The 21,503-nt window shown below is 71.5% G+C and carries 17 protein-coding genes; 5 read left to right on the top strand and 12 right to left on the bottom strand.

Features of this window, described 5'->3' with window-relative positions; translation table 11 throughout:
- Positions 1-11 precede the first annotated feature (11 nt).
- The 5 genes from ITJ50_RS00385 to ITJ50_RS00365 form a co-directional block, all read right to left on the bottom strand.
- A complete protein-coding gene (locus ITJ50_RS00385; protein ID WP_056071081.1) occupies positions 12-1,154 on the bottom strand; it encodes a glycosyltransferase family 4 protein in 1,143 nt (380 codons plus the stop codon).
- 204 nt (positions 1,155-1,358) lie between these two features.
- Complete coding sequence (gene rfbD, locus ITJ50_RS00380) at positions 1,359-2,210, bottom strand: dTDP-4-dehydrorhamnose reductase (protein ID WP_017888778.1); 852 nt, start codon at positions 2,208-2,210, stop codon at positions 1,359-1,361.
- An 11-nt stretch (positions 2,211-2,221) separates the two neighbouring features.
- Complete coding sequence (rfbB, locus tag ITJ50_RS00375; RefSeq protein WP_017888779.1) at positions 2,222-3,208, bottom strand: dTDP-glucose 4,6-dehydratase; 987 nt, start codon at positions 3,206-3,208, stop codon at positions 2,222-2,224.
- A 90-nt stretch (positions 3,209-3,298) separates the two neighbouring features.
- The gene (locus ITJ50_RS00370; protein ID WP_194589678.1) at positions 3,299-6,253 is read right to left on the bottom strand and encodes a hypothetical protein; all 2,955 of its coding nucleotides are present in this window, start codon (positions 6,251-6,253) and stop codon (positions 3,299-3,301) included.
- Positions 6,243-7,184: a glycosyltransferase family 2 protein gene (locus ITJ50_RS00365; RefSeq protein ID WP_017888781.1), complete on the bottom strand. Its 942-nt coding sequence runs from the start codon at positions 7,182-7,184 to the stop codon at positions 6,243-6,245. Before ITJ50_RS00365 ends, ITJ50_RS00370 begins: the two co-directional genes overlap by 11 nt.
- Positions 7,185-7,269: 85 nt before the next feature.
- Here ITJ50_RS00365 and ITJ50_RS00360 point away from each other — a divergent pair, with 85 nt between their 5' ends.
- From ITJ50_RS00360 to ITJ50_RS00350, 3 genes are read left to right on the top strand one after another with little or no spacing between them, the layout of a single operon-like run.
- The gene (locus ITJ50_RS00360) at positions 7,270-7,878 is read left to right on the top strand and encodes a dTDP-4-dehydrorhamnose 3,5-epimerase family protein (protein ID WP_194589677.1); all 609 of its coding nucleotides are present in this window, start codon (positions 7,270-7,272) and stop codon (positions 7,876-7,878) included.
- A gap of 10 nt (positions 7,879-7,888) precedes the next feature.
- Positions 7,889-8,752, top strand: a complete 864-nt coding sequence (rfbA, locus tag ITJ50_RS00355) for a glucose-1-phosphate thymidylyltransferase RfbA (RefSeq protein WP_017888783.1) — start codon at positions 7,889-7,891, stop codon at positions 8,750-8,752.
- A gap of 8 nt (positions 8,753-8,760) precedes the next feature.
- Positions 8,761-10,608 carry a glycosyltransferase family protein gene (locus ITJ50_RS00350; RefSeq protein WP_194589676.1) on the top strand — a complete coding sequence of 616 codons (1,848 nt, stop codon included), beginning with the start codon at positions 8,761-8,763 and terminating at the stop codon, positions 10,606-10,608.
- Between the two features lie 191 nt (positions 10,609-10,799).
- On the opposite strand, the gene ITJ50_RS17215 is transcribed toward ITJ50_RS00350, so the two are convergent.
- The 6 genes from ITJ50_RS17215 to ITJ50_RS00320 form a co-directional block, all read right to left on the bottom strand.
- Entirely contained in the window at positions 10,800-11,201 is a 402-nt protein-coding gene (locus ITJ50_RS17215; protein ID WP_194589675.1) for a DUF805 domain-containing protein, read from the bottom strand.
- 150 nt (positions 11,202-11,351) lie between these two features.
- Entirely contained in the window at positions 11,352-12,206 is an 855-nt protein-coding gene (locus tag ITJ50_RS00340; protein WP_042538805.1) for a glycosyltransferase family 2 protein, read from the bottom strand.
- On the bottom strand, positions 12,203-13,354 hold the full coding sequence (locus ITJ50_RS00335; RefSeq protein ID WP_323749870.1) for a glycosyltransferase family 1 protein: 1,152 nt from the start codon (positions 13,352-13,354) through the stop codon (positions 12,203-12,205). The genes ITJ50_RS00340 and ITJ50_RS00335 overlap by 4 nt, the downstream gene beginning before the upstream one ends.
- A gap of 74 nt (positions 13,355-13,428) precedes the next feature.
- On the bottom strand, positions 13,429-14,445 hold the full coding sequence (locus tag ITJ50_RS00330; RefSeq protein ID WP_194589673.1) for a glycosyltransferase family 2 protein: 1,017 nt from the start codon (positions 14,443-14,445) through the stop codon (positions 13,429-13,431).
- A gap of 59 nt (positions 14,446-14,504) precedes the next feature.
- Positions 14,505-15,734: an ABC transporter ATP-binding protein gene (locus tag ITJ50_RS00325; protein WP_017888789.1), complete on the bottom strand. Its 1,230-nt coding sequence runs from the start codon at positions 15,732-15,734 to the stop codon at positions 14,505-14,507.
- Between the two features lie 3 nt (positions 15,735-15,737).
- Positions 15,738-16,640, bottom strand: a complete 903-nt coding sequence (locus tag ITJ50_RS00320) for an ABC transporter permease (RefSeq protein ID WP_017888790.1) — start codon at positions 16,638-16,640, stop codon at positions 15,738-15,740.
- A 189-nt stretch (positions 16,641-16,829) separates the two neighbouring features.
- On the opposite strand from ITJ50_RS00320, the gene ITJ50_RS00315 reads away from it, so the two are divergent.
- Positions 16,830-17,435 (top strand): hypothetical protein, encoded by a 606-nt coding sequence (locus tag ITJ50_RS00315; protein WP_194589672.1) that lies wholly within the window; start codon positions 16,830-16,832, stop codon positions 17,433-17,435.
- 77 nt (positions 17,436-17,512) lie between these two features.
- Complete coding sequence (locus ITJ50_RS00310; protein WP_052481761.1) at positions 17,513-20,005, top strand: hypothetical protein; 2,493 nt, start codon at positions 17,513-17,515, stop codon at positions 20,003-20,005.
- Between the two features lie 80 nt (positions 20,006-20,085).
- Here ITJ50_RS00310 and ITJ50_RS00305 read toward each other — a convergent pair whose 3' ends face one another.
- A complete protein-coding gene (locus tag ITJ50_RS00305; protein ID WP_194589671.1) occupies positions 20,086-21,372 on the bottom strand; it encodes a glycosyltransferase family protein in 1,287 nt (428 codons plus the stop codon).
- Between the last annotated feature and the right edge of the window lie 131 nt (positions 21,373-21,503).

Below are 21,503 nucleotides of genomic sequence, written 5' to 3'. Positions count from 1 at the left end.
CGGTCCGACCGTCAGAGGTCGGCGTGCAGCTGCCAGGTCTCCGCCGCGGAGTCCGACCAGTCGTACATGCGTGCGCGGTCCGGACCCGCCACCGCCAGTCGGCTGGCCAGGTTCGGGTCGTGCACGACCTGGTAGACCGCCTGGGCGAGTCGTGCCGGGTAGGACTCCCGCGGCGACCGGGCGACGGTGACCCCGGCGTCCGAGGCGACCTCGGCCACGGCGGGGTCGTCGGAGTGGATCACCGGGGTACCGAAGCTCATCGCCTCGATCACGGGCAGGCCGAACCCCTCGGCGAGGCTCGGGAACACGAACACCGTCGCGCGGTCGTAGACCACCGCGAGGTCTGCGTCGTCGATGCGGCCGAGGACCTTCACCCGGTCGCGTGACAGGCCCGCACGCTCCGCGGTGCCGTACACGTCGACGTCTCCCCAGCCGTCCGGGCCCGAGATGACGAGGGGGATGTCGGCCGGAGCGTCCGGGTGGGCCATCGCCTCGATCAGGGAGGCCAGGGCCTTGCGGGGCTCGAGCGTGCCGACCGCGAGCACGTAGCGGTCGGGCAGGCCGAGACGTTCCGCGCGCAGGTCGGCGTCGACGGGCAGCCGGAGGCGTCCGCTCGGGGCGCCGCCGATGACGCGGAGCCGGTCGTCGAAGCGGTGGATCTCGTTCAGGGCCCCCGCGACGGCGTGGGTCGGCACCACGACGGCGTCGGCGTGCTTCCACGCTCGCTTCACCATCGCCTTGTGGAAGTGGACGCCGCGCGGCGTCAGGGTCTCGGGGTTGGTCCACGGCACGACGTCGTGCACGGTGACCACGGTCTGCCGACCCGGGTCCTGGAAACGGTCGTGCTTGACCAGTGGTGCGAGCACGCTCGGCGCGTGCACCATGCCCTTCGCGATGCCGCCGACGAACCCGCCCTGCCAGGCGAGCGACAGCTCGCGCCGCGGCAGCGGGAGCCGCTGCAGGTCGGATAGCCCCGGCAGGAGCTTCCGCAGGTGCGCCATCTCGTCGGACCCGACGGCGGAGACCACGCCCGCGACCTCGCACCCGCTCGGCGCGTGCTCGACGAGGTGCCGCGCCAGTTCCTCGGCGTAGCGCCCGATGCCGCCCGGCACGGGAGCGACGATCTGGTCGACGATGACGTGGAGGGTGGTCATGGTGCTGTGCTCCTCGTCGTGGTTCGTGGACCGGTGGTCCGTGGACCCCTGGTCAGGGGCCGAGAGCCGGCCCCGCGCTCGGCTGCCCGACACTACCAGGGTGGTCCCGGCGCCCCCTGGGCGCGGTCGGTGGGCGGTCTGGAGGCGCGGGTCGGGTTCCCGACGTCCCGGGACCGACCCGCGCCTCCTGGCTGAGAGCCGCGCCTACGCGGTCAACGCACCCGCCGCGACGGCGGCGTGCAGCGCCTCGCGCCAGTCGCGCATCGGCGCGAGGCCGGCGCGCGACCAGCCGTCGTGGCCGAGCACGCTGTACGCCGGACGCGGCGCCGGTCGGACGAACGCCGCACTGTCCGTGGGCAGGACGCGTTCCGGGTCGAGCCCGAGCTCGCGGTAGATGGCCTGCGTGAAGTCGAACCAGGACCCCTGGCCCGCGTTCGTGCCGTGGTAGATGCCGGCCGGGGCGTCCCCGTCGACGAGTTCGACGATCCGGGCGGCGAGGTCGCCGGTCCACGTCGGCTGGCCGACCTGGTCGGTGACGACGCTGACGGTGTCGTGCGAGCCGGCGAGCCGGAGCATCGTCGCGGCGAAGTTCGGCCCGTGTGCGCCGTAGATCCACGCGGTGCGGACGACGTACGAGGTGTCCGGGGCGATCGCGCGCACCAAGGCCTCGCCGGCGGCCTTCGTGCGGCCGTAGGCGTTGATCGGGTCGGTCGGGGCGTCCTCGGCGTAGGGCGCCGTGCCGTTGCCGTCGAACACGTAGTCGGTCGACACGGTGACGAGCTTCGCGCCGTGGCGGACGGCGGCCTCGGCGAGGAGCTTCGGCCCGGTCGCGTTCACCGCGTGGGCGTCGTCCTCGTGGTCTTCCGCGTCGTCGACCTTGGTGTACGCGGCCGAGTTGACCACGACGTCGTGCCCGGCCACGGCGGCGTCCACCGCGGCCGGGTCGGTGATGTCGAGGTCGGCCCGCGACAGCGCGGTGACGTCGCGGCCCGCGAGCGCGGCCTGGAGGTCCTGGCCGAGCATGCCGGCCGCTCCGGTGATGAGGTACCTGGTCACGGTGTGCCGGTTCAGCTCAGGGCCGCACGCTGCTTGAGCGGCTCCCACCAGGCGCGGTTCTCGCGGTACCACTGCACGACGTCGGTCAGGCCCTGCTCGAACGGGACCTGCGGCTCGTAGCCGAGCTCGGCCTGGATCTTCGAGATGTCGACCGAGTAGCGCAGGTCGTGCCCGAGACGGTCGGCGACGCGGTCGACGTACGACCAGTCCTTGCCGGTGGCGTCGAGGAGCAGCTGCGTGAGCTCCTTGTTGGTCAGCTCGGTGCCGCCGCCGATGTTGTAGATCTCGCCGGCGCGGCCGCGGGTCAGGACCATCGCGATGCCGCGGGTGTGGTCGTCGACGTGCAGCCAGTCGCGGATGTTGTTGCCCTCGCCGTACAGCGGGACGTGCACGTCGTCGATCAGGTTGGTGACGAACAGCGGGATGACCTTCTCGGGGAAGTGGTACGGGCCGTAGTTGTTCGAGCAGCGCGTGATCGAGAGGTTCAGCCCGTGCGTGCGGTGGTAGCTGCGGGCGAGCAGGTCGCTGCCGGCCTTCGACGCCGAGTACGGCGAGTTCGGCTCGAGCGGGCGTTCCTCGTCCCACGAACCCTCGCTGATGGAGCCGTAGACCTCGTCGGTGGAGACGTGCACGAAGCGCTCGGTGCCGTGGCGGAGTGCCGCGTCGAGCAGACGCTGGGTGCCGACGACGTTGGTCTCGACGAAGATGCCGGAGTCGCGGACCGAGCGGTCGACGTGGGACTCGGCGGCGAAGTGCACGATCGCGTCGACGGTCGGGACGACCTCGTCGAGCTTCGCGGCGTCGCGGATGTCACCGTGGACGAAGGTGTAGCGGGGGGAGTCGGCGACCGGGGCGAGGTTCGCTTCGTTGCCGGAGTAGGTCAGCGCGTCGTAGACGACGACCTCGGCGCCCTCAAGGCCGGGGTACGCGTCCTCCAGCGTGCGGCGGACGAAGTTCGAGCCGATGAAGCCGGCTCCTCCGGTGACGAGGATCTTCACGAGGTCTCTTCCTTTGCGTTGTCGACGGCGACGCGGATGGCGGCACCGGCGGGGTCGTCGGATCGAAAGCCGATTGTACGGGGCCGAGGCTCAGTCGGCCGTGCGGGCACGTCGACGTCGACGACGGCCGACGACGAGCACGGTCACGGTCGTGAGCACGGCGATCCCGACGGTCCCGCCCGTGACGAGCCACCCGGCGGTGAGCCCGGGCACCGAGTAGGACACCCGGACGGTGTGCGAGCCCCGCGGGACCCAGACCGCGCCACCGGCGTTGTCCGCGGCGACGAGGTCGGTCGGCTCGCCGTCCACCGTGGCGTGCCAGCCCGGACGCCGGAGCGAGTCCGCGACCACGAGCCAGCCGCCACCGGTCGCATCGACGTCGGCGACGGTCTCGCTCGGGGCACTCGGCCGTAGCCGGACCACGGCGTCACCCGTCCGGTCGGCCCGGTGGTCGGTGGACGTGCTGAGGACGACGGTGTCGTCGGAGAGCGCGTGCCCGGCGAGTGCCGCGAGCCGGTTGTCCGTCGATGCGAGCACCCGCTGGTCGGACGCCCACCGCACCCGGTCGAGCGCCGAGCTGCGCTGGTAGATCGTTGCGTCGCCGGTGTGCACGACCGACACGCCCTGGCCGGCGACGGGCCGGACGGTGTCCAGGACGGCCTTCCCGCCGGTGCCCGTGCCGATCGCGACCGGCTGCGACTGCCCGGTGACCGTGATCTCGGCGTGCCACTGCACACGCGACGGGATGCTCGACCCCGCGACGGCGACGTTGCGGGGGCCGCCGAGGGCGGGCACCCAGCTCTCGGTCTCGGCGAGGGTCTTCCCGGTGCCGTCCGCGACGATCGCGACGGTGAGGGTCATGCCCCGAGCCGACGTCGTGAGCTGCGGCGGGCCGGTGAGGGTCACGCCGTTCACGGGACCGGAGTTGCTCGGCCCGTCGACGGACGGTCGCCTCGTCGTCAGGTCCGTCCACCCCGTACGGCGGGCGCCGGCCTCGGGGGTCCCGGCGATCGGGGCGGAGGGGTCGGCGACGACGTACTTCGTGGCGACGCGGTCGAGGACGGCGGAGTCGACCAAGTGGGTCATCTCGTCGGGCGCGAACGTCAGGTACGTGGCCGTCGGGTACGTCGTCGGGTCGACGGTCCGCATGAGCTGCTTCCACTCCCGCGTCTGGAACGCGTGCCCGGTGGTCGAGCGGATGCCGTAGTACGAGGCCGACCCGGGCAACGTCGCGGTGCCGGCGGTGGCGAAGCGGTCCTGGGCGGACACGTGCTCCTGCAGGTAGTCGATCGCCGGCGACGACGGGTAGAACGTCGAGTTCGGCGCGATGGGCCACCAGCGGACCGTCGCGGCGACGGCGGGCACGCAGACCGCGGCGACGATGCCCATCGCGGCGGCGACGCGGAGCGAACGGATCCGCAGGAGCCACGGGACGAGGACGAGGACGGCCGTCCCGGCACCGACGACCCCGGTGGCGAGGACGAGGAGCTTGGTCCGGTGCAGCACGTCGGCCGGCACCGTGTCGAGCGCCAGCGCCGTCTGCAGCCCGACCGACGCGGTGAACAGCACGACGAGGACGACCGTCGCGATCCGGCCCGCGCGCCGGAGCGGCGTGGCACGGCGGAACCGTGCGAGTTCGTCGCGCAGCGTCTCGGGCTCGACGACGCGTCCGAACCCGATGCCGGCGAGCACCGCGGCGAAGAAGCCCACGACGACACGCGCTCGACCGATCGGACTCGAGTCGAACACCGGGAGTTCCCGGACCGCGGCCAGGAGCGGGCCGCCGAGGAACACCAGCACGACGCTGAACGCCAGCAGCGACGCGACGATCGGCACGACACCGCGCCGCCGACGCCGGACCAGCGCGGCGTCGGCGTCGCGCACCGGTGCGGTGGCGGGCGCAGCGTCGACGGTGGGCGCTGCGTCGACGGCGGGCGCTGCTCCGCCGGCGGACGCTGCGTCGCGTCGATCCGGGCGGATCAGGACGGCGGCGGCGATGAGCACCACCGCGGCGATGCCGATGTACGAGTACTCCTCGACCGGGTTGCGGAGGCCCCACGCGCGGCCGGTGCTCGCCAGCGACGTGATGTCCGGGATCCAGGAACTCACCAGGGGCGCGGACCCGATGCCGGCACCGCCGCGCTGACCGCGACCGCCGAAGTCGACGACGTTCGCGGCGCTGATCGCGAACGGCACGAGTTGCCAGGCGGCGAGCAGGACACCGAGGACGATCCCGCCGAGGGCGATCCCCGCACTGACGAGCACCTGGCGGAGTGCGCGGTGGGCCACGATCGTGCGGGCCAGGAAGAAGAGGCCACCGACGAAGAGCCCGTAGCCGACGATCGCCGGGAAGCCCCCGAGCAGCATCGCGGTGACGACGAGGCCGACGCTGAACAGGTCGCGTGCACGGAGCTCGACGGCGGCCCGGTCGATGGCCCAGAACAGCAGCGGCAGGAAGGCGGCCACCCGGGTCTGCGGCCAGTTCGACCACGCGACCATGAAGCCGGACGACGCGAAGACGAGCGAGGCGATCGGCCACGCGGCCCGCGGGACGCCCCACCGACGCAGCAGCAGGGACATGCCGGCCGTGATCGCGACGATCTCGAGGAGTTTCACCGCGCCGGCCGCGGCCGAGAACGGCAGGATCCACCAGGGGAGCGACAGCGGGGACCACGCCCCGGAGTTCGGCACGCCGCCGAGTTCGACGCCCCCGGCGACGTACGGGTTCCATGACCCGAACACGCCTTCGTGCGCGAGCTTGACCAGGAGCGTCGTCTGGGGTGTGACGCTGTCGAGGGTGTCACTGCTCAGGATGTTCGTCGAGTTCCGCAGGGTCTCGAGCGACTCACCCCACGGGGTGTACCGGCTGAGCATGCCGGTGTTCAGGAACGTGCCCTGACCGATCAGCGCGGGCCCGATGGTGCAGGCGATGAACGCCACGAGCGCGGCCCAGGCGACGATCTCGACCCAGGACGAAGGGCGACGGAGCCAGAGCGCGAACCGCGTTCGGCCCTTCAGCATCGCCGACGCCGGGTCAGTCGCCATACCGCTGCAGTTTCTGCAGGTCGAGCTGCTCCTCGGCCAGCGTGCGGTTCAGGCGGGTGAGGTCGGCCACGACGCCGATGACGATCGACAGGAGCGCGGTGATGAGCAGGACGACACCGAGGATGATCGACTGCAGGTGGTTGCCGCCGGTGTGCATCGCCAGGAGCACCAGGTACCGGATGAGCGGCCAGAGTCCGAGTGCTCCGAGCACCGCCGCGACCCAGAGAAACAGCGCCATCGGCCGGTACATCAGGTAGACGCGGGCGATCGCCGAGCCGGACTCGAACATGTGCTGGAAGATGTTGTTGAAGAGCCGCGACTCGCGGGTCTTCGGGTTCGTCGTGATCGGCACCGACGCGATCGCCAGGCGCTTGTACCCGGCCTGCACGATGGTCTCCATGCAGTAGCTGAAGCGCGTCACGATGTTCAGGCGGATGAGCGAGTACTTCGAGTACGCGCGGAACCCGCTCGCCGCGTCGGGCAGGTCGAGCCCGGCCGCACGGCTCGCGACCCACGAGCCGAAGCGCTGCATGGCCTTCTTGAAGCCGGAGAAGTGCTCGATGGTGCGCGTCTGCCGGTCGCCGATGACGATCTCGGCTTCCTTCCGCAGGATCGGCTGCACGAGCTCGGCGATCTGTGCCTGCGGGTACTGGTTGTCCCCGTCGGTGTTCACGACGATGTCGGCACCGTGCAGCAGCGCGTAGTCGACGCCGTCACGGAACGAGCGGGCGAGGCCCATGTTCGTGGTGTGGTGCACGAAGTGCTTGACGCCGTGCTCCTTGGCGACCTCGACGGTGCGGTCGGTGCTGCCGTCGTTGATCACCAGGATCTCGATCTCGTCGATGCCGTCGATCTCCCGTGGGATGGAGTCGATGACGCTGGCGAGGGTGTTCTCCTCGTTGAGGCAGGGGATCTGGACGAATAGCTTCACGGGCTCGCTTGGTCTCGTTTCGGGAGTCGGCAATGCGCAGAACCATGACAGCCTATGCGAACTCACGGCTTGCTAGGCTTCCCCGGTGCAGATCCGCGAACTGAAGATCCCTGGCGCGTGGGAGTTCACGCCCGTCCAGCACGGCGACGCACGAGGAGCATTCCTCGAGGCGTACCGCGCCGACGTCCTCGAGGAGACCGTCGGTCACCCGCTCGACCTCCGCCAGGTGAACATGTCGATCTCCGCGGCCGGTGTCGCCCGCGGCATCCACTACGCCCTCGTCGCACCGAGCCAGGCGAAGTACGTCACCGCCGTGCGCGGGGCGTTCATCGACTACATCGTCGACATCCGCGTCGGGTCCCCGACGTTCGGCCAGTGGGACTCGGTCCGCATCGACGACGTCGACCGCAAGGCCGTCTACCTGTCCGAGGGGCTCGGCCACGCGATCGTCGCGCTCGAGGACCAGTCGACGGTGAACTACCTGGTCAGCGCGCACTACGACCCCGAGCGCGAGAAGGGGATCGCCATCCTCGACCCGACGGTCGGGCTCGACCTGCCCGAGGGTCTCGGCGAGCTGGTGCTGTCCGAGAAGGACACCAGCGCCCCCACCCTCGAAGAAGCCGCGGCCCAGGGGCTGCTGCCGACGTACGAGGAGTGCGTCGCGTACACCGAATCGCTCCGGACGAAGAAGTAAGGGGAAAGCGATGAAGGGCATCATCCTCGCCGGCGGTTCCGGCACGCGCCTCTGGCCGATCACCAAGGGCATCAGCAAGCAGCTCATGCCGATCTACGACAAGCCGATGGTCTACTACCCGCTGTCGACCCTGATGATGGCGGGCATCCGACAGGTGCTGGTCATCACGACGCCGGAGTACAACGACCAGTTCCGGGCCCTGCTCGGCGACGGCTCGGCGTTCGGCATGGAGATCGAGTACGCCGTGCAGCCGTCCCCGGACGGTCTCGCCCAGGCCTTCGTCATCGGTGAGGAGTTCATCGGCGACGACAGCGTCGCGCTCGTCCTCGGCGACAACATCTTCCACGGCACCGGCCTCGGCACGAACCTGCGGAAGAACACCGAGGTCGACGGCGCGACGATCTTCGCCTACCACGTGGCCGACCCGAAGGCGTACGGCGTCGTGGAGTTCGACGACGACTTCACCGCCGTCTCCATCGAGGAGAAGCCGGCCGAGCCGAAGTCGAACTACGCCGTCCCCGGCCTGTACTTCTACGACAACAAGGTCATCGAGATCGCCAAGACCATCGAGCCGAGCGCCCGCGGGGAACTCGAGATCTCGACGGTCAACGAGCGCTACCTCGAGGCCGGTGAGCTCGGCGTCCAGGTCCTCGACCGCGGCACGGCGTGGCTCGACACCGGAACGTTCGAGTCGATGATGCAGGCGTCGGAGTACGTGAAGGTCATCGAGGACCGTCAGGGCTTCAAGATCGGGTGCATCGAGGAGATCGCCTGGCGCAACGGCTGGATCGACGACGCGCAGCTCGCCGAGCTCGCCGCGCCGCTGGTCAAGGGCGGCTACGGCGTCTACCTCCAGCGACTCCTCGGCGTCTAGCACCGCCCGTGGCCTCCGGTTCCGGGTGGTTCGGTCGCCGTCGTCGCGACGCGACGGCTGCCGACCACCCCGACCGGGAGGCCCGTCCCGCGCCCGCGACGACGGCTGAGGTCGTCCGCGTGGCCGGGTTCCCGGACCCGCTGCCGCGGCTGGACCACGACGTCACGGTGCTCGTGACGACCCGCTCGGACCGGCACGCCGAGGTCGCCCGGCTGGTGTCGGTCGCCCACGATGCCTTCGGTCGTGGCGCTGACGTCCGGGCCGTGAGCTACGTCGCCGATGCGTCGCCGGTCGACCCGTTCGGGCGTCGCCTGCCGTGGGTGCGGACCGTGCCCGTGGACGGCATGGGGTCCGCGATCAACGCCGGCCTCGCCGCCGGGGTCGGACGGGTCCTCCTGCTGGTCGACACCTCGGTGACGATCGATGCCGGCGGTCTCCTGGCACTCGCCGAGACCGGAGTCCACCGCCTGGTGCAGGCCTCGGTGCGCACGGCGGACGGTTCGGCGAGGAACGGTGCACTGCTCATCCGTCCCGGCGCACTCCCGTGGTCGGACGACCGTCCGTTCGGCACGGGGGACTCGGTGTTCGGTGCCGATCAGCCCGTGCTCGCTGTGCCCCGGGCCGCGATCGTCCCTGCGCCCGTGCTCACGGACGAGCCGACGACGCTCGTCGGGTGGACGCACGCGTGCGCTGTGCGCCAGCGACCGCAGTCGGGTCCCACGATCCTGGTGGAGGACGTCGGTGAGACCGTCCGACTCACTGAACCCGGGCGGACGATCGACGCCGCCACCGTGGACGCGTTCTCGGCCTGGCGGGACGCGAGACGGGACTCGGTCGACGGCCGGGGTGCTGCAGTCTCCGCCGGGCCGCCGTTGCCACCGTGGGGAGCGCGCCCGGTGACCCCGGTCCGTCAGACGCCTCGTCGCGCCAGCGATACGCTCGCCTGGTCGCTGAAGATCGCCGCGCCTGCCGGGCCGGAGGGCGACGGGTGGGGCGACGTGCACTTCGCCGCCGAGCTGGCCGGTGCCCTCGAACGGTTCGGGCAGCGCGTCCGGATCGACCGGCGGGACGCCCACGTGCGCGACGACGATGCTGCGGACGACGTGACGCTGGTGATCCGCGGGCTGGATCGGGTGCCGCCGAACCCCGCCTCGGTGAACCTGCTCTGGGTGATCAGCCACCCTGATGACGTCGCCGACACCGAGCTGCGGTCGTTCGACGTCGCCTTCGCGGCCGGTCCGGTGTGGGCGGCTGCCGCGGCCGATCGTTCGGGCGTGCCGGTCCGGACGCTGCTGCAGGCGACCGACCCCGCGGTGTTCCACCCGGGCTCGCGGGCGGCGACGAGCCCCGATGCCGACCGCGTGGTGTTCGTCGGCTCGACCCGCGGCGCCGCGCGCCCCATCGTGTCCGACGCGGTCGGGCTCGGTGCCGACCTGCGCGTGCACGGTCCGGGGTGGGACGAGGTCGTCCCCGCGGAGTCGCTCGGCGAATCGTCGCTGACCCGGCCCGAGGTCGCGGCGGCCTACGCCTCGGCGCGTGTGGTACTCAACGACCACTGGCCGGACATGGCCGCCGGGGGCTTCGTGTCGAACCGGGTGTTCGACGTGCTGGCGTCCGGGGGAGTCGTCGTCACCGACGAGGTCGCCGGGCTGTCCGACGTGCTCGACGTGCCGACGCTCGCGGTCGCGCGCTCCCGCGACGAACTCGCCGCGCTGCTGGACCCGTCGTACGCCTGGCCGACTGCTGCCGAGCGGGCCGTCGTGGCCGAGTACATCGCCGCCGAGCACTCCTTCGACGCCCGTGCCGCCGTCCTGCTCGAGGCAGCTCGAACCGAACGCACCCGCCTCCGCTCCTGACCCGACTCCTCGCGAACCAGGTTCCGGCGCGGGCGGGGTTCGGCTCAGGCGGGTCAGGCGGCGCGGTGGGCGACAGGGAGTTCGGCGCCTGACGGGTCCGGTTCCGGTGGGAGCGTCGGGCGCCAACTACGTCGGAGCGCGCCGAGTAGGAGGAACCAGTCGATGACCGGGAAGGCGCCGAAGAACGCCATTCACGCCGGGGTCCCGATGTCACGGAGCCGCCGTGCGCCGAGTGCCAGGTTCGGGATCGCGGTGACGATGCACCACGCGAAGAGCACCCACTGCGACGGGGAGCCCTCGGCGAGGATGCGCCATCCGTGGTCGCTGCCCTCGAGGATCAGGACGGACTGTCCGATCCCGAGGAACCCGGGGGTGTTCTGGAAGTCGGTCATCGAGTCGTCGGCGCCCCGGACACCGGTGATCATCGGCACGAGGGTGAGCACGAGCCAGACCACGAGCAGGTCGGCCCCGCGTGCCCACCAGAACTCGGCGCGGCTCGCACGGCCGCTGCGGAACGTGAAGGCTCCGGTCCAGTAGCGGCGGGCGGCGTCGATCGGGCCGCAGCCGAGCCAGGGTCCGGGATCACGTTGCACGGCGCCGAGCCTAGTGGCGCCGGGTACCCGCCAGACACCGGTGTTCGCACGTCGAACACTCCCAGATCGCGGTGTAACACGTGGACACCGGTGTTTTGCGACCTGGGCGACCTGGGCGACCGGGGCGACCGGGGTACCGGTGGGCGGGGGCTACTTGCGCGTCACCCAGCGGGCGCGGAGCGACAGGCCTGCGTGCAGGGCGACCCGCAGGGGCCAGAGCCACCACGCCCGGTACTTCCGCGACAGGAACCGGTAGGCGCTCCGGTGGTGCTCGATCTCCATGCGGCGGCGGTTGGACGACGTCGAGTGGGCACCGGTGTGGGTGACGACCGACGACGGCACGTACACGTTCGCCCGGCCGGCACGACCGATGCGCTGCCCGAGGTCGACGTCCTCGAAGTACATGAAGTACGACTCGTCGAAGCCCCCGAGCTGGCGGAACAGGTCGGTGCGGATGAGGAAGCACGCACCCGAGAGCCAGCCGGCCTCGCGTTCGACGACCTTCGTGGTGGACCAGTACCGCTGGCTCCACGGGTTCGCGGGCCAGAACCGCGAGAACGCCGCGTGGCCGAGGCCGGTCCGGAGCGAGGGGAGCTGCCGGGCGGACGGGTAGGTCTCGCCCTGGTCGTCGAGGATCCGGGGGCCGAACGACCCACCGGACGGCATCCGGTCGGCCGCGGCCACGAGCTCGTCGATCGAGCCCTCGCCGAGCACCACGTCGGGGTTCGTCACGAGCAGGAACTCCGGTCGCACGTCGGGCAGTACGTCGTCGAGGGCGCTCAGGGCTGCGTCGATCCCGCCGCCGTACCCGCGGTTGCCGCCGGAGGACACCACGACGGCGCCGTAGGACTCACCGATCGCCCGGAGCGCGTCGATGTCGGCCGAGCCGTTGTCCGCGATGACGACGGCGACCGGGTCCTTCGAGGCGCCGGCGACGCTCGCCAGGAACGGCCGGATGGTCTCACCGGTGTTGTAGGTGACCGTGAGCACCGCGACCCGGATCACCGCGTCCTCCCACCGACGGACTCGTACGCCTCGACGTGCACGGCGGCGGTGGCGTCCCAGGTGAACTCGTCCGCCCGCGCCAGCGCCGCCGCACGGTGCGAGGCCACGAGCGCCGGGTCGTCGAGCAGCGCTGTCATCGCGGCGGCCAGTGCCGTCGCGTCGGGCTCGGTGTAGACGGCCGCGTCGCCACCGACCTCGGGCAGCGACAACCGCCGGGTGGTCAGGACGCAGGCGCCGGAGGCCATCGCCTCGACCACGGGCAGGCCGAAGCCCTCGCCCAGGGACGGGTAGACGACGAACTCCGCACCGCCGAGGAAGCCGGCGAGGTCCTCGAGCGGCAGGTACCCCGCCTCGATGACGTGGTCGGTGGGCTGCAGGGCGTCGAGGCGTGCGATCGCGGTCTCGTCCCAGCCGCGCGCCCCCGACAGGACCAGCCACGGCGTGTCCGCGCCGCCGGCCGCACGCGCGGACCGCACCGCGGCGTACGCGTCGAGCAGCGCGGTGACGTTCTTCCGCGGTTCGATGGTGCCGAGGAACGCGATCCACGGAGCGCCCTCGGGCAGGGTGGCGGCGATCCGGGCGTCCTCGACCGCGGCGACGTCGGGCTCGTGGAACACCGTGCGGTCGACGCCGAGCGGTGCGACCCGGACGTCGGCACGGATGCCGCGGACGACCCGGGCGGCCTCGGTCGCGGTGGCCGCGCTCGGCACGATGACGACGGGCCGGGTGCGCAGCGAACGACGGCTCCACCACGTGAAGAAGGTGCGCTTCAGGCGCGAGTGCCACTCGGGGTTCGAGAAGAACGTGGCGTCGTGCAGCGTGACGACGGACCCGCCGCGCCAGCCGAACGGGAACGTGTAGTGCGGGGAGTGCAGCACCCGCGCACCGAGCCGACGGCCGAGCGCCGGCAGTCCGGTCTGCTCCCACAGGAACCGCAGCGGTACCGAGTCGGTCCACGCCGGCGCCGTGTGCACGGTGGCGTTCGGCGCGAGCGAGCGGAAGTGCGCGGCGTGCACGGGACGGACGACCAGGTGGACGTCGAGCGACGGGTCGCTCAGGTGCGACACGACCCCTTCGACGTAGCGTCCGACGCCGCCGAGCGCCTGCGGTACCGCGGTCCCGTCGACGAGGACGGTGAGCTGCGGCACGCGTGGTTCCTTCCGGGCGGGGGCGTCGTGGCCGTGGCCGTCGACGGGGGAGTGTCCAGGATAGCCCGCTGCGCTCATGCGCCCGGGTCCACGCGGCGGCGCGGGACGGACGCGCGCCGGGTCTCGCGCAGCCGGCGCGCGAGGTGGACCGGCAGGGTCCCCGCGACGTCCGCGAACGCTGCCAGGACGAGCCGCGCCTCCCGGCGGGTGCGACCGGAGGCCAGCCCGCGCAGGCCGCGCACCAGCGTGCGGACGCTCGCCCGCGCGACGGTCGGCCAGGGGGCGTGCCAGAGGGCGACGACGATGCGGTTGCGGGCGTTCCGGAAGACGAACAGGTCGCTCTGCACGCCGGACGACGCCGAGTGGTCGTGCTCGACGACCGCGTCGGCGGCGTGCTCGACGCGCCAGCCGCGGCGGCGGAGCCGCCAGGCGAGCTCGGTGTCCTCGTAGTACATGAAGAGCGACTCGTCGAGCAGGCCGACGTCGTCCAGGGCCGTGCGCCGCAGCGCGGAGGCGCCGCCGGAGAACCCGAAGACGTCGACGTCGGCGACCCGGTCGACGGGCGCGAACCAGTCGCGGTCCATGCCGTTACCGTCGCGGTCGACGCGGACGCCGGTCGAGTTGAGCCGGACCTCGCCGTCCGCCGACGGCGTCCAGCGCCGCCCGTCGTGGTCGCGCATGACGCGCGCATCGGGCGCTGGTTCCGCACCGGCCGGGAGGACCGTCCAGCGTCCGGCGAGCACGATGCGGCCCGTCACCGCCGCGACCTCGGGCCCGGCGTGCGCCAGGTGGTCGCGGAGCGCCGCGACGAAGCCCGGCGCGGGCACGGCGTCGTTGTTCAGGAGCACGACGACGTCGGCGTCCGTGTGCCGGATGCCGGTGTTCGCGCCGGCCGCGAACCCGCCGTTGTCGTCCCGCGCGACGACGGTCGCGTCCGGCAGTGCCTGGCGGAGCACGGCGACCGAGTCGTCCGACGACCCGTTGTCGACGACGATGACGTCGTCGGCGGTGCCCTCGTCGAGCACGGCGCGGACGGCCGCGGTGGTCAGGTCGGCGCGGTTCCAGTTGACGACGACGACCGCGGTGCGCAACGTGTCGTCGGCTCGGGGAGCGCCGACGGCACGGGCCCCGGTGTCGCCGTCGACCGGGGTCAGTCGAGCTCCTCGACCGTGGGCTGCGCGTAGACGGTGCCGACGGCGTTGCCGAACGAGGGGACCTCGAACGAGTCGCACTCCGGCATGTCGTGCAGGTGGCGGCCCGCGGAGTCCATCATCGACACGTTGATGAAGTACTTGCCGGTGCCGAAGGCGGTGTCCGCGATGCGGAGACGGAGCTTCCGGCGGCCGTGCAGCGGGTGCAGTTCGAGGCCCATGATGCCGGTTGTGGTGCCGTAGACGACCTGGCCGCCGGCGTTGTTGATCTGGACTGCGGCCTCCCAGTCGGCGATGCCGTCCAGGTGCTCGAACTCCATGTCCACGACGAGGTCGTCGCCGGGCATGACGTCCGCGCGGGGCTCCTTGCCGTCGACGTGCACGCTCGCACCGAGGACCTTGCCGCGGCCGACGGCGACGTCGGTGCTGAGCTCGCCCTGGCGGCGTTCCTCGAGCACCTCGCGGAACATGCTCACGGCCTGCACGGGGTCGCCGTCGTGCAGCACCTTGCCCTTGTTGAGCAGGACGACGCGGTCGCACATCTCCTGCACCTGGCTGAGCGAGTGCGTGACGATGATGATCGTCTTGCCGGCTTCCTGGAAGGTGCGGATGCGGTCGAGGCACTTGCGCTGGAAGGCCTCGTCACCGACCGCCAGGACCTCGTCGACGAGCAGCACGTCGGGGTCGGTGTGCACGGCGACGGCGAAGGCGAGCCGCACGTACATGCCCGATGAGTAGAACTTCACCTGGGTGTCGATGAAGTCCCCGATGCCCGAGAACGCCAGGATGTCGTCGAACTTCTCGTCGGTCTGCTTGCGGCTGAGGCCGAGCAGGCTCGCGTTGAGGTACACGTTCTCGCGGCCGGACAGGTCGGGGTGGAACCCGGCGCCGAGCTCGAGCAGCGCGGCGAGGCGACCGCGGCGGGACACCGTGCCGGACGTCGGCTGGATGATGCCGCCGATCGCCTTGAGCAGGGTCGACTTGCCGGAGCCGTTCTGACCGATCAGTCCGACGGTCGAGCCGGCCTGGATCGACACGGTGACGTCGTCGAGGGCCCAGAAGTCCTGGCGGTGCTTGCGGCCGGCGCGACCGAGGGTGACGATGCGCTCGCGCAGGGTGTTGTCCTTGCGCACCGTGAAGCGCTTGCGCACGTGGTCGATGACGATGACGTCGGGACGGTCGGCGGTGTCGCCGGTGGTCGTCGGGGCGACGGGGGTGCTGATGGCCATGGTCTAGAGCTCCTGCGCGAAGTTGCCCTGCAGGCGGGAGAAGATCCGCTGCGCACCGATGAGGCAGAAGAGCCCGATCACGAAGGCGATCCCCAGCCGCAGCATCAGGTGTTCCGGGTACGTGACGTCGGCCGGGTCGTGCAGCCAGATCGCGTTCTGCAGGCCGAGCACCGCCAGCGTCAGCGGGTTGTTCGTGTACGCGGTGATGAGCCAGTCGGCGTTCACCGTGGCGACCACGCGCGCGTAGGAGTAGACGATCGGCGAGGCCCAGAGCAGGACCATCAGGCCGACGTCGATGACGAACTGCACGTCGCGCAGGTACACGTTGAGCGCGGACAGCACGAGACCGATGGCCGCGCCGTAGACCAGGATGACGGCGAGCGAGGGGATCAGGTAGACCAGGCCCTCGTGCCAGGGGAAGACCCCGATCACGACCGTCGCGGCGAGCAGGATCGCGAACTGGATGGTGAAGTTCACCAGGGCCGCGCCCACACTGGCGAGCGGGAAGACCTCGCGCGGGACGTAGACCTTCTTGATCAGCCCGGAGTTGCCGACGATCGAGCCCGTCGACCCGGCGACGATCTCGCTGAAGAGCGTGTAGGCGGTCAGGCCGGTGAAGACGTAGATGGCGAAGTTGTCGATGCCGTTGGCGGCGCCGAGGACCTTGCCGATGACGAAGTAGTAGATGAGCAGCTGGGTCAGCGGGCGCACGAGCGTCCAGACGAACCCGAGTGCCGAGTCCTTGTACCGGGCCTTCAGGTCACGTCGGACGAGCATGCCGAGCATCTCGCGCTGCCGGAAGACGTCGCGCAGCTCGCGGAAGGTTCCGCGGAAGGCGCTCGTCGGAGCGCCGATCACGACGAGGGGTTCCTTCGCGAGCGCGGTCATGCGGGCTTGGTCGACCATACGTCTCTTCGTTCGTGGGGGCAGGACCGGAACAGCATACTCACCGGGCCCGCGTGGCGGGGTTGGGCGACGGCCGTCGTGCACCCCGAGTGGGGGTGATTCCGGCCGATCCAACCCTCAACCTTCACTTTCGAGTTACCGTTGTTGCAACCCGGACCCTTGTCAACATCCTCAGGACGGCCCGTCAGCATGCTCCTCGCATCCAGGCCGATCGCTGCGTTCGCGGTGGTCGGTGCACTCAGTCTCCTCGTGGCCGGTTGTTCCGGTGGTGGCGACGACGCCACCACGTCGCCGTCGGCCTCCGCCACGCGCACCCCGAGTGCGACCCCGACCGGCGACGCCTCGGCGACCGCGGCGCCCACCGGAGTGGCCCCTTCGCCGACCGACGGTGCGTCCGGCGACGGCGGCACCGACTCCGGCGCCGGCGACGACGACACCCCCGGTCCGTTCCCGGGCAGCGGCGCGACGAACCAGCCGGACACCGACCCGTCGGAGTTCCCGGCCACGGCCGTCGTGACCTACGCCGGCTGGGACACCGGCTCGAAGACGCTCCAGGCCGGTGGCCTGGTCTCCGGCACCACCGACACGAGCGGGAAGTGCACCTTCACCGCGACGAAGAACGGCGTCACGCGGAAGGCCACGAGCACCGCGCAGGCGAGTGCCTCGTCGGTGAACTGCGCGCAGGTGTCGTTCCCCGCGGCGAAGGTGCCGAGCGGCACCTGGTCCGTCACCCTGACCTACGCCATCGGCTCCGCGTCGACGACGTCCGACCCCCTGACCGCCGAGGTCCCGTGATGCGTCCCACCCGTTCCCCCCGTCCCGACAGCGATGACCGCCCCGTCCGGCGGTCCCTCCGCAGCTCCCTCGCGCTGGTGGCGTCCCTCGCCGTCGCGGTGAGCGGTCTGACCTTCGGCACGGTGCTCTCGGAGCAGACCACGACCCGGTCGGCGTCTGCCGCCGTCGCCTCGGACTTCGACCCGGGCAACATCATCAGCGACGCGAACTTCTACAACGGCTCGGCCATGAGCGCCGCAGCCGTGCAGTCGTTCCTGACGAGCGTCGCACCGAACTGCCGCAAGGCCTCGGGTGGGCCCGCCTGCCTGAAGGACTTCTCGCAGAAGATGAGCTCGATCGGCGCGGTCTCCGGCCGGTGCAAGGCCATCGCCGGCGGCACCAAGAGCGCCGCGACGATGATCGCCCAGGTCGGTGCCGCGTGCGGCATCAGCCAGAAGGTGCTGCTCGTGCTCCTGCAGAAGGAGCAGGGCATCGTGACGACGTCCTCGCCGACGTCCTACATGTACCTGCACGCCACCGGCTTCGCGTGCCCGGACACCGCCCCGTGCGACCCGGCGTACTTCGGCTTCGGCCAGCAGGTCTACGCCGCCGCGCTGCAGTTCAAGCGGTACCAGGCGACGCCGACCTCGTGGGCGTACCAGGCGGGCCGGACGAACTCGATCCTGCTCAACCCGAACGCCGCGTGCGGCCGCAAGTCCGTCTACATCCAGAACCAGGCCACCGCGGCGCTCTACATCTACACGCCGTACACGCCGAACGCCGCGGCGATGTCGAACCTCTACGGCAGCGGCGACGGCTGCTCGGCCTACGGCAACCGCAACTTCTGGCGCATGTACACCGACTGGTTCGGCGCCTCCAGCGGCAGCGGCAACCCGGTCGGCAACGTCGACGCGGTGACCGCCACCGCCACCTCGACCCTGACGGTCCGGGGATGGGCCGCCGACCCCGACACGACGAACCCCCTGCGCGTCGCGTTCTACGTCGACGGTGACGGCGCGAAGACCATCACCGCCGACGCGAACCGCAGCGACCTGGCGGGCACTCTCGGGGCGAACAACACCCGGCACGGGTTCTCGACGACCCTGACCGGGCTGAGCCTCGGCAAGCACAACGTCTGCACGTACGCCATCAACCAGGGCCGCGGCGGCAACACCCTGCTCGGCTGCTACACCCGCACCGTCACGAGCGAAGCGCCGAAGGGCGTCCTCGACTCGGTGACCGGCGGCGTCGGCACGATCTCGGCGAGCGGCTGGGTCCTCGACCCCGACTCGTCGAAGCCCGGCTCGTGGAAGATCCTGGTCGACGGCGTGAGCAAGGCGACCGGCACGGCCGACACGACCCGCACCGACGTGGCGAAGGTCTACCCGGGCGTCGGCAGCACCCTCGGCTTCTCGAAGACGATCGGTGGGATGTCCGCCGGCAAGCGCGCGGTGACGCTCTACGTGGTGGACAAGCCCGGTACGAAGTACGTCAAGGTCGCGTCGAAGTCCGTCGTCGTCGACGCCCCCACCACCGGCAAGACCGGCAAGACCGGCAAGGTCCGCGGCTCGTACGACTCCGTCACCGGCGGCGTCGGCACGGCCACCGTGCGGGGCTGGGCGATCGACCCGGACGTCTGGGACCCGGTCAAGTACAAGATCCACGTCGACGGCGTGAGCACGAACAGCGGTGTCGCGGACGCCACGCGCACCGACGTCGCGGCGGACCACCCCACCTGGGGCTCGGACGTCGGCCTGACGCTCCGGCTCACCGGACTGAAGGCCGGCAAGCACACCGTGCGCGTCTACTTCCAGGACCTGCAGGGCGGCAAGTACGTCAGCTTCGGCACCAAGTCCGTGACCGTGACCGCCGCATCGTCCGCCGAACCCGACGCGTCGGGGACGACGGGCAAGACGGGCAAGACGGGTTCGGTCAAGGGCGCGTACGAGTCCGTGACCGGCGGCGTGAACAGCGCCACGGTGCGCGGCTGGGCGATCGACCCCGACGTCTGGGACCCGGTGCAGTACAAGATCCACGTCGACGGTGTCGCCATCGCCCCCGGAGCCGCGAACGCGAAGCGGACCGACGTCGAGGCCGTGCACCCCGCCTGGGGTTCCGACGTCGGCCTGTCCCTGAAGATCCCCGGGCTGACCGCCGGCACCCACTCGGTGCGGGTGTACTTCCAGGAGCTGCCGAGCGGCACCTACAAGAGCTTCGGCACGAAGAGCGTGCGGGTCACCGACCCGCCCACCACCGGCAAGACGGGCAAGACCGGTTCGGTCAAGGGCCTGTACGAGTCGGTCACCGGCGGCGTCGGCACCATCACGGTCGCCGGCTGGGCCATCGACCCGGACGTCTGGGACCCGGTCGGCTACAAGATCCACCTGGACGGCGTGGCCGTCTCGCCGGGCACCGCGAACGCGACCCGGACCGACGTGCAGGCCGCGCACCCGGACTGGGGGTCGGACGTGGGACTGTCGCGGAAGTTCACCGGGCTGAAGAAGGGCACGCACACCGTGCGCGTCTACTTCCAGGACCTGCCGAGCGGCACCTACAAGAGCTTCGGCACCAAGACCGTCACCGTGCAGTAGACGGTCACCACGACGGACGGGAGGCCTGGTACCAGCTGGTACCGGGCCTCCCGTCCGTCTGTTGGTCGCGTCGACCGCCGTCAGCGGCGTGCGCGCCGCGCCATCAGACCGACGCCGTGCAGCAGCCGGTACTCGGGCGAGCGCGTGAGGCCCTCGAAGCGGGCCGCGATCTGGTCGCGCTCCGCCTCGGCCCGGCGGCGTGCGGTGTCGTACGCGCCGACCTGCTGCTCCGACGCGACCAGGCGTGCGTTGATGTCGTGCACGCCGGACAGGTGGACGTCGCGGTCGTGCTCGGCCTGCCGGAGCGTCTCGCGCTGGGCGGTGGCCCAGCGCAGGAACGCGCCACGCTCGCCGCTCCGACCCGAGGCGGCGGCGACGGCGGCGTCGAGCGACGGGCCGACCTGCTCGGCACGGGCGCGGAACGAGTGCCGCTCGAGCACCACGGCGCGGAGCCGGGCGACCAGGGCCGTGCGCTCGTCGCGGGGCATCGCGAGCACGCGCTCGAGCGAGTCGGCGTCGTCGAACACCGGCACGTCGGACAGGCCGAGCTCGTCGAGCCCGAGCGCGCAGTCGGTGACGGGCAGCGCGCCGGACGCGAGCGACTCGTACAGGCGGGAGTTCAGGGTGCCGTACTCGGCGGCCGGCTCGATCACGTCGTCGACGACGAAACCGGCTGCGCGGTAGACCTCGGGCAGCGCGAAGTAGGACACCGCTGGGCGGAGCTCGACGCCGGCCGAGGCCTCGACGTGGTCGACGTTCGCGGCGAACCAGACGATCGGTTCGGTCGGGGCGACCTCGGCCAGGACGTCCTGCACACGGCGGCGGACACCCCAGAAGTTGACGGTGGTGACGGCGCGGTCGGTACGTTCGCGCGGTGCGGTGGCGTCGGTCGTGAACAGCTCGGTGTCCACGCCGATCGGGACGACCTCGACGGGGCCGCTGTAGGCCGCGGCGACCGCGTCGCGGGCGGCCTCGGACGAGGTCCAGACGGCGTCGAACTCGTCCAGGTAGGGCAGGGCTGCCCACTTGGCGGTCCAGTTCCGCACCCACGCCACCAGGGCGGTGCCGGCGGGGACGTAGCCGGGCACGAAGGACTCGATCATGCTGACCACGACGGCGGTGTCGGCGGGGAGTTCCTCGCCCCAGCGCGCCAACGGCCACATCGCCACGCCCCAGCCCTCGGCCCGGAGTGCCCGCGCGAGGCCGAGCGCGACGAACAGGTCGCCCTTGCCCTCGGCCGGATCGGCGGTCGAGACCGCGAAGCGGATCGTGCCGCGGGGGCCCTCGGCGTGCTCGTCGGCCGCGAGGGCCGCGTAGTCCTCGCGGAGGGGGGAGGGCATGGGGGTGCTCGGGATCACAGCGGTCACGCACGCCATTCTGCACGAATCCGCAGCGGCGGCAGGGAGTCCGTGGGCGCGCCTTGTAGGGTGTCATCGGCCCGCGGCACCCCGCTGGCCGAGCCACCTACCCGCGCCCGGTGCGCGGCAGCTGCTGGAGG

Source organism: Curtobacterium sp. VKM Ac-2889, from assembly GCF_015350855.1.
Taxonomy (GTDB): Bacteria; Actinomycetota; Actinomycetes; order Actinomycetales; family Microbacteriaceae; genus Curtobacterium; species Curtobacterium poinsettiae.
This window is presented reverse-complemented; position numbering and strand designations above follow the sequence as displayed.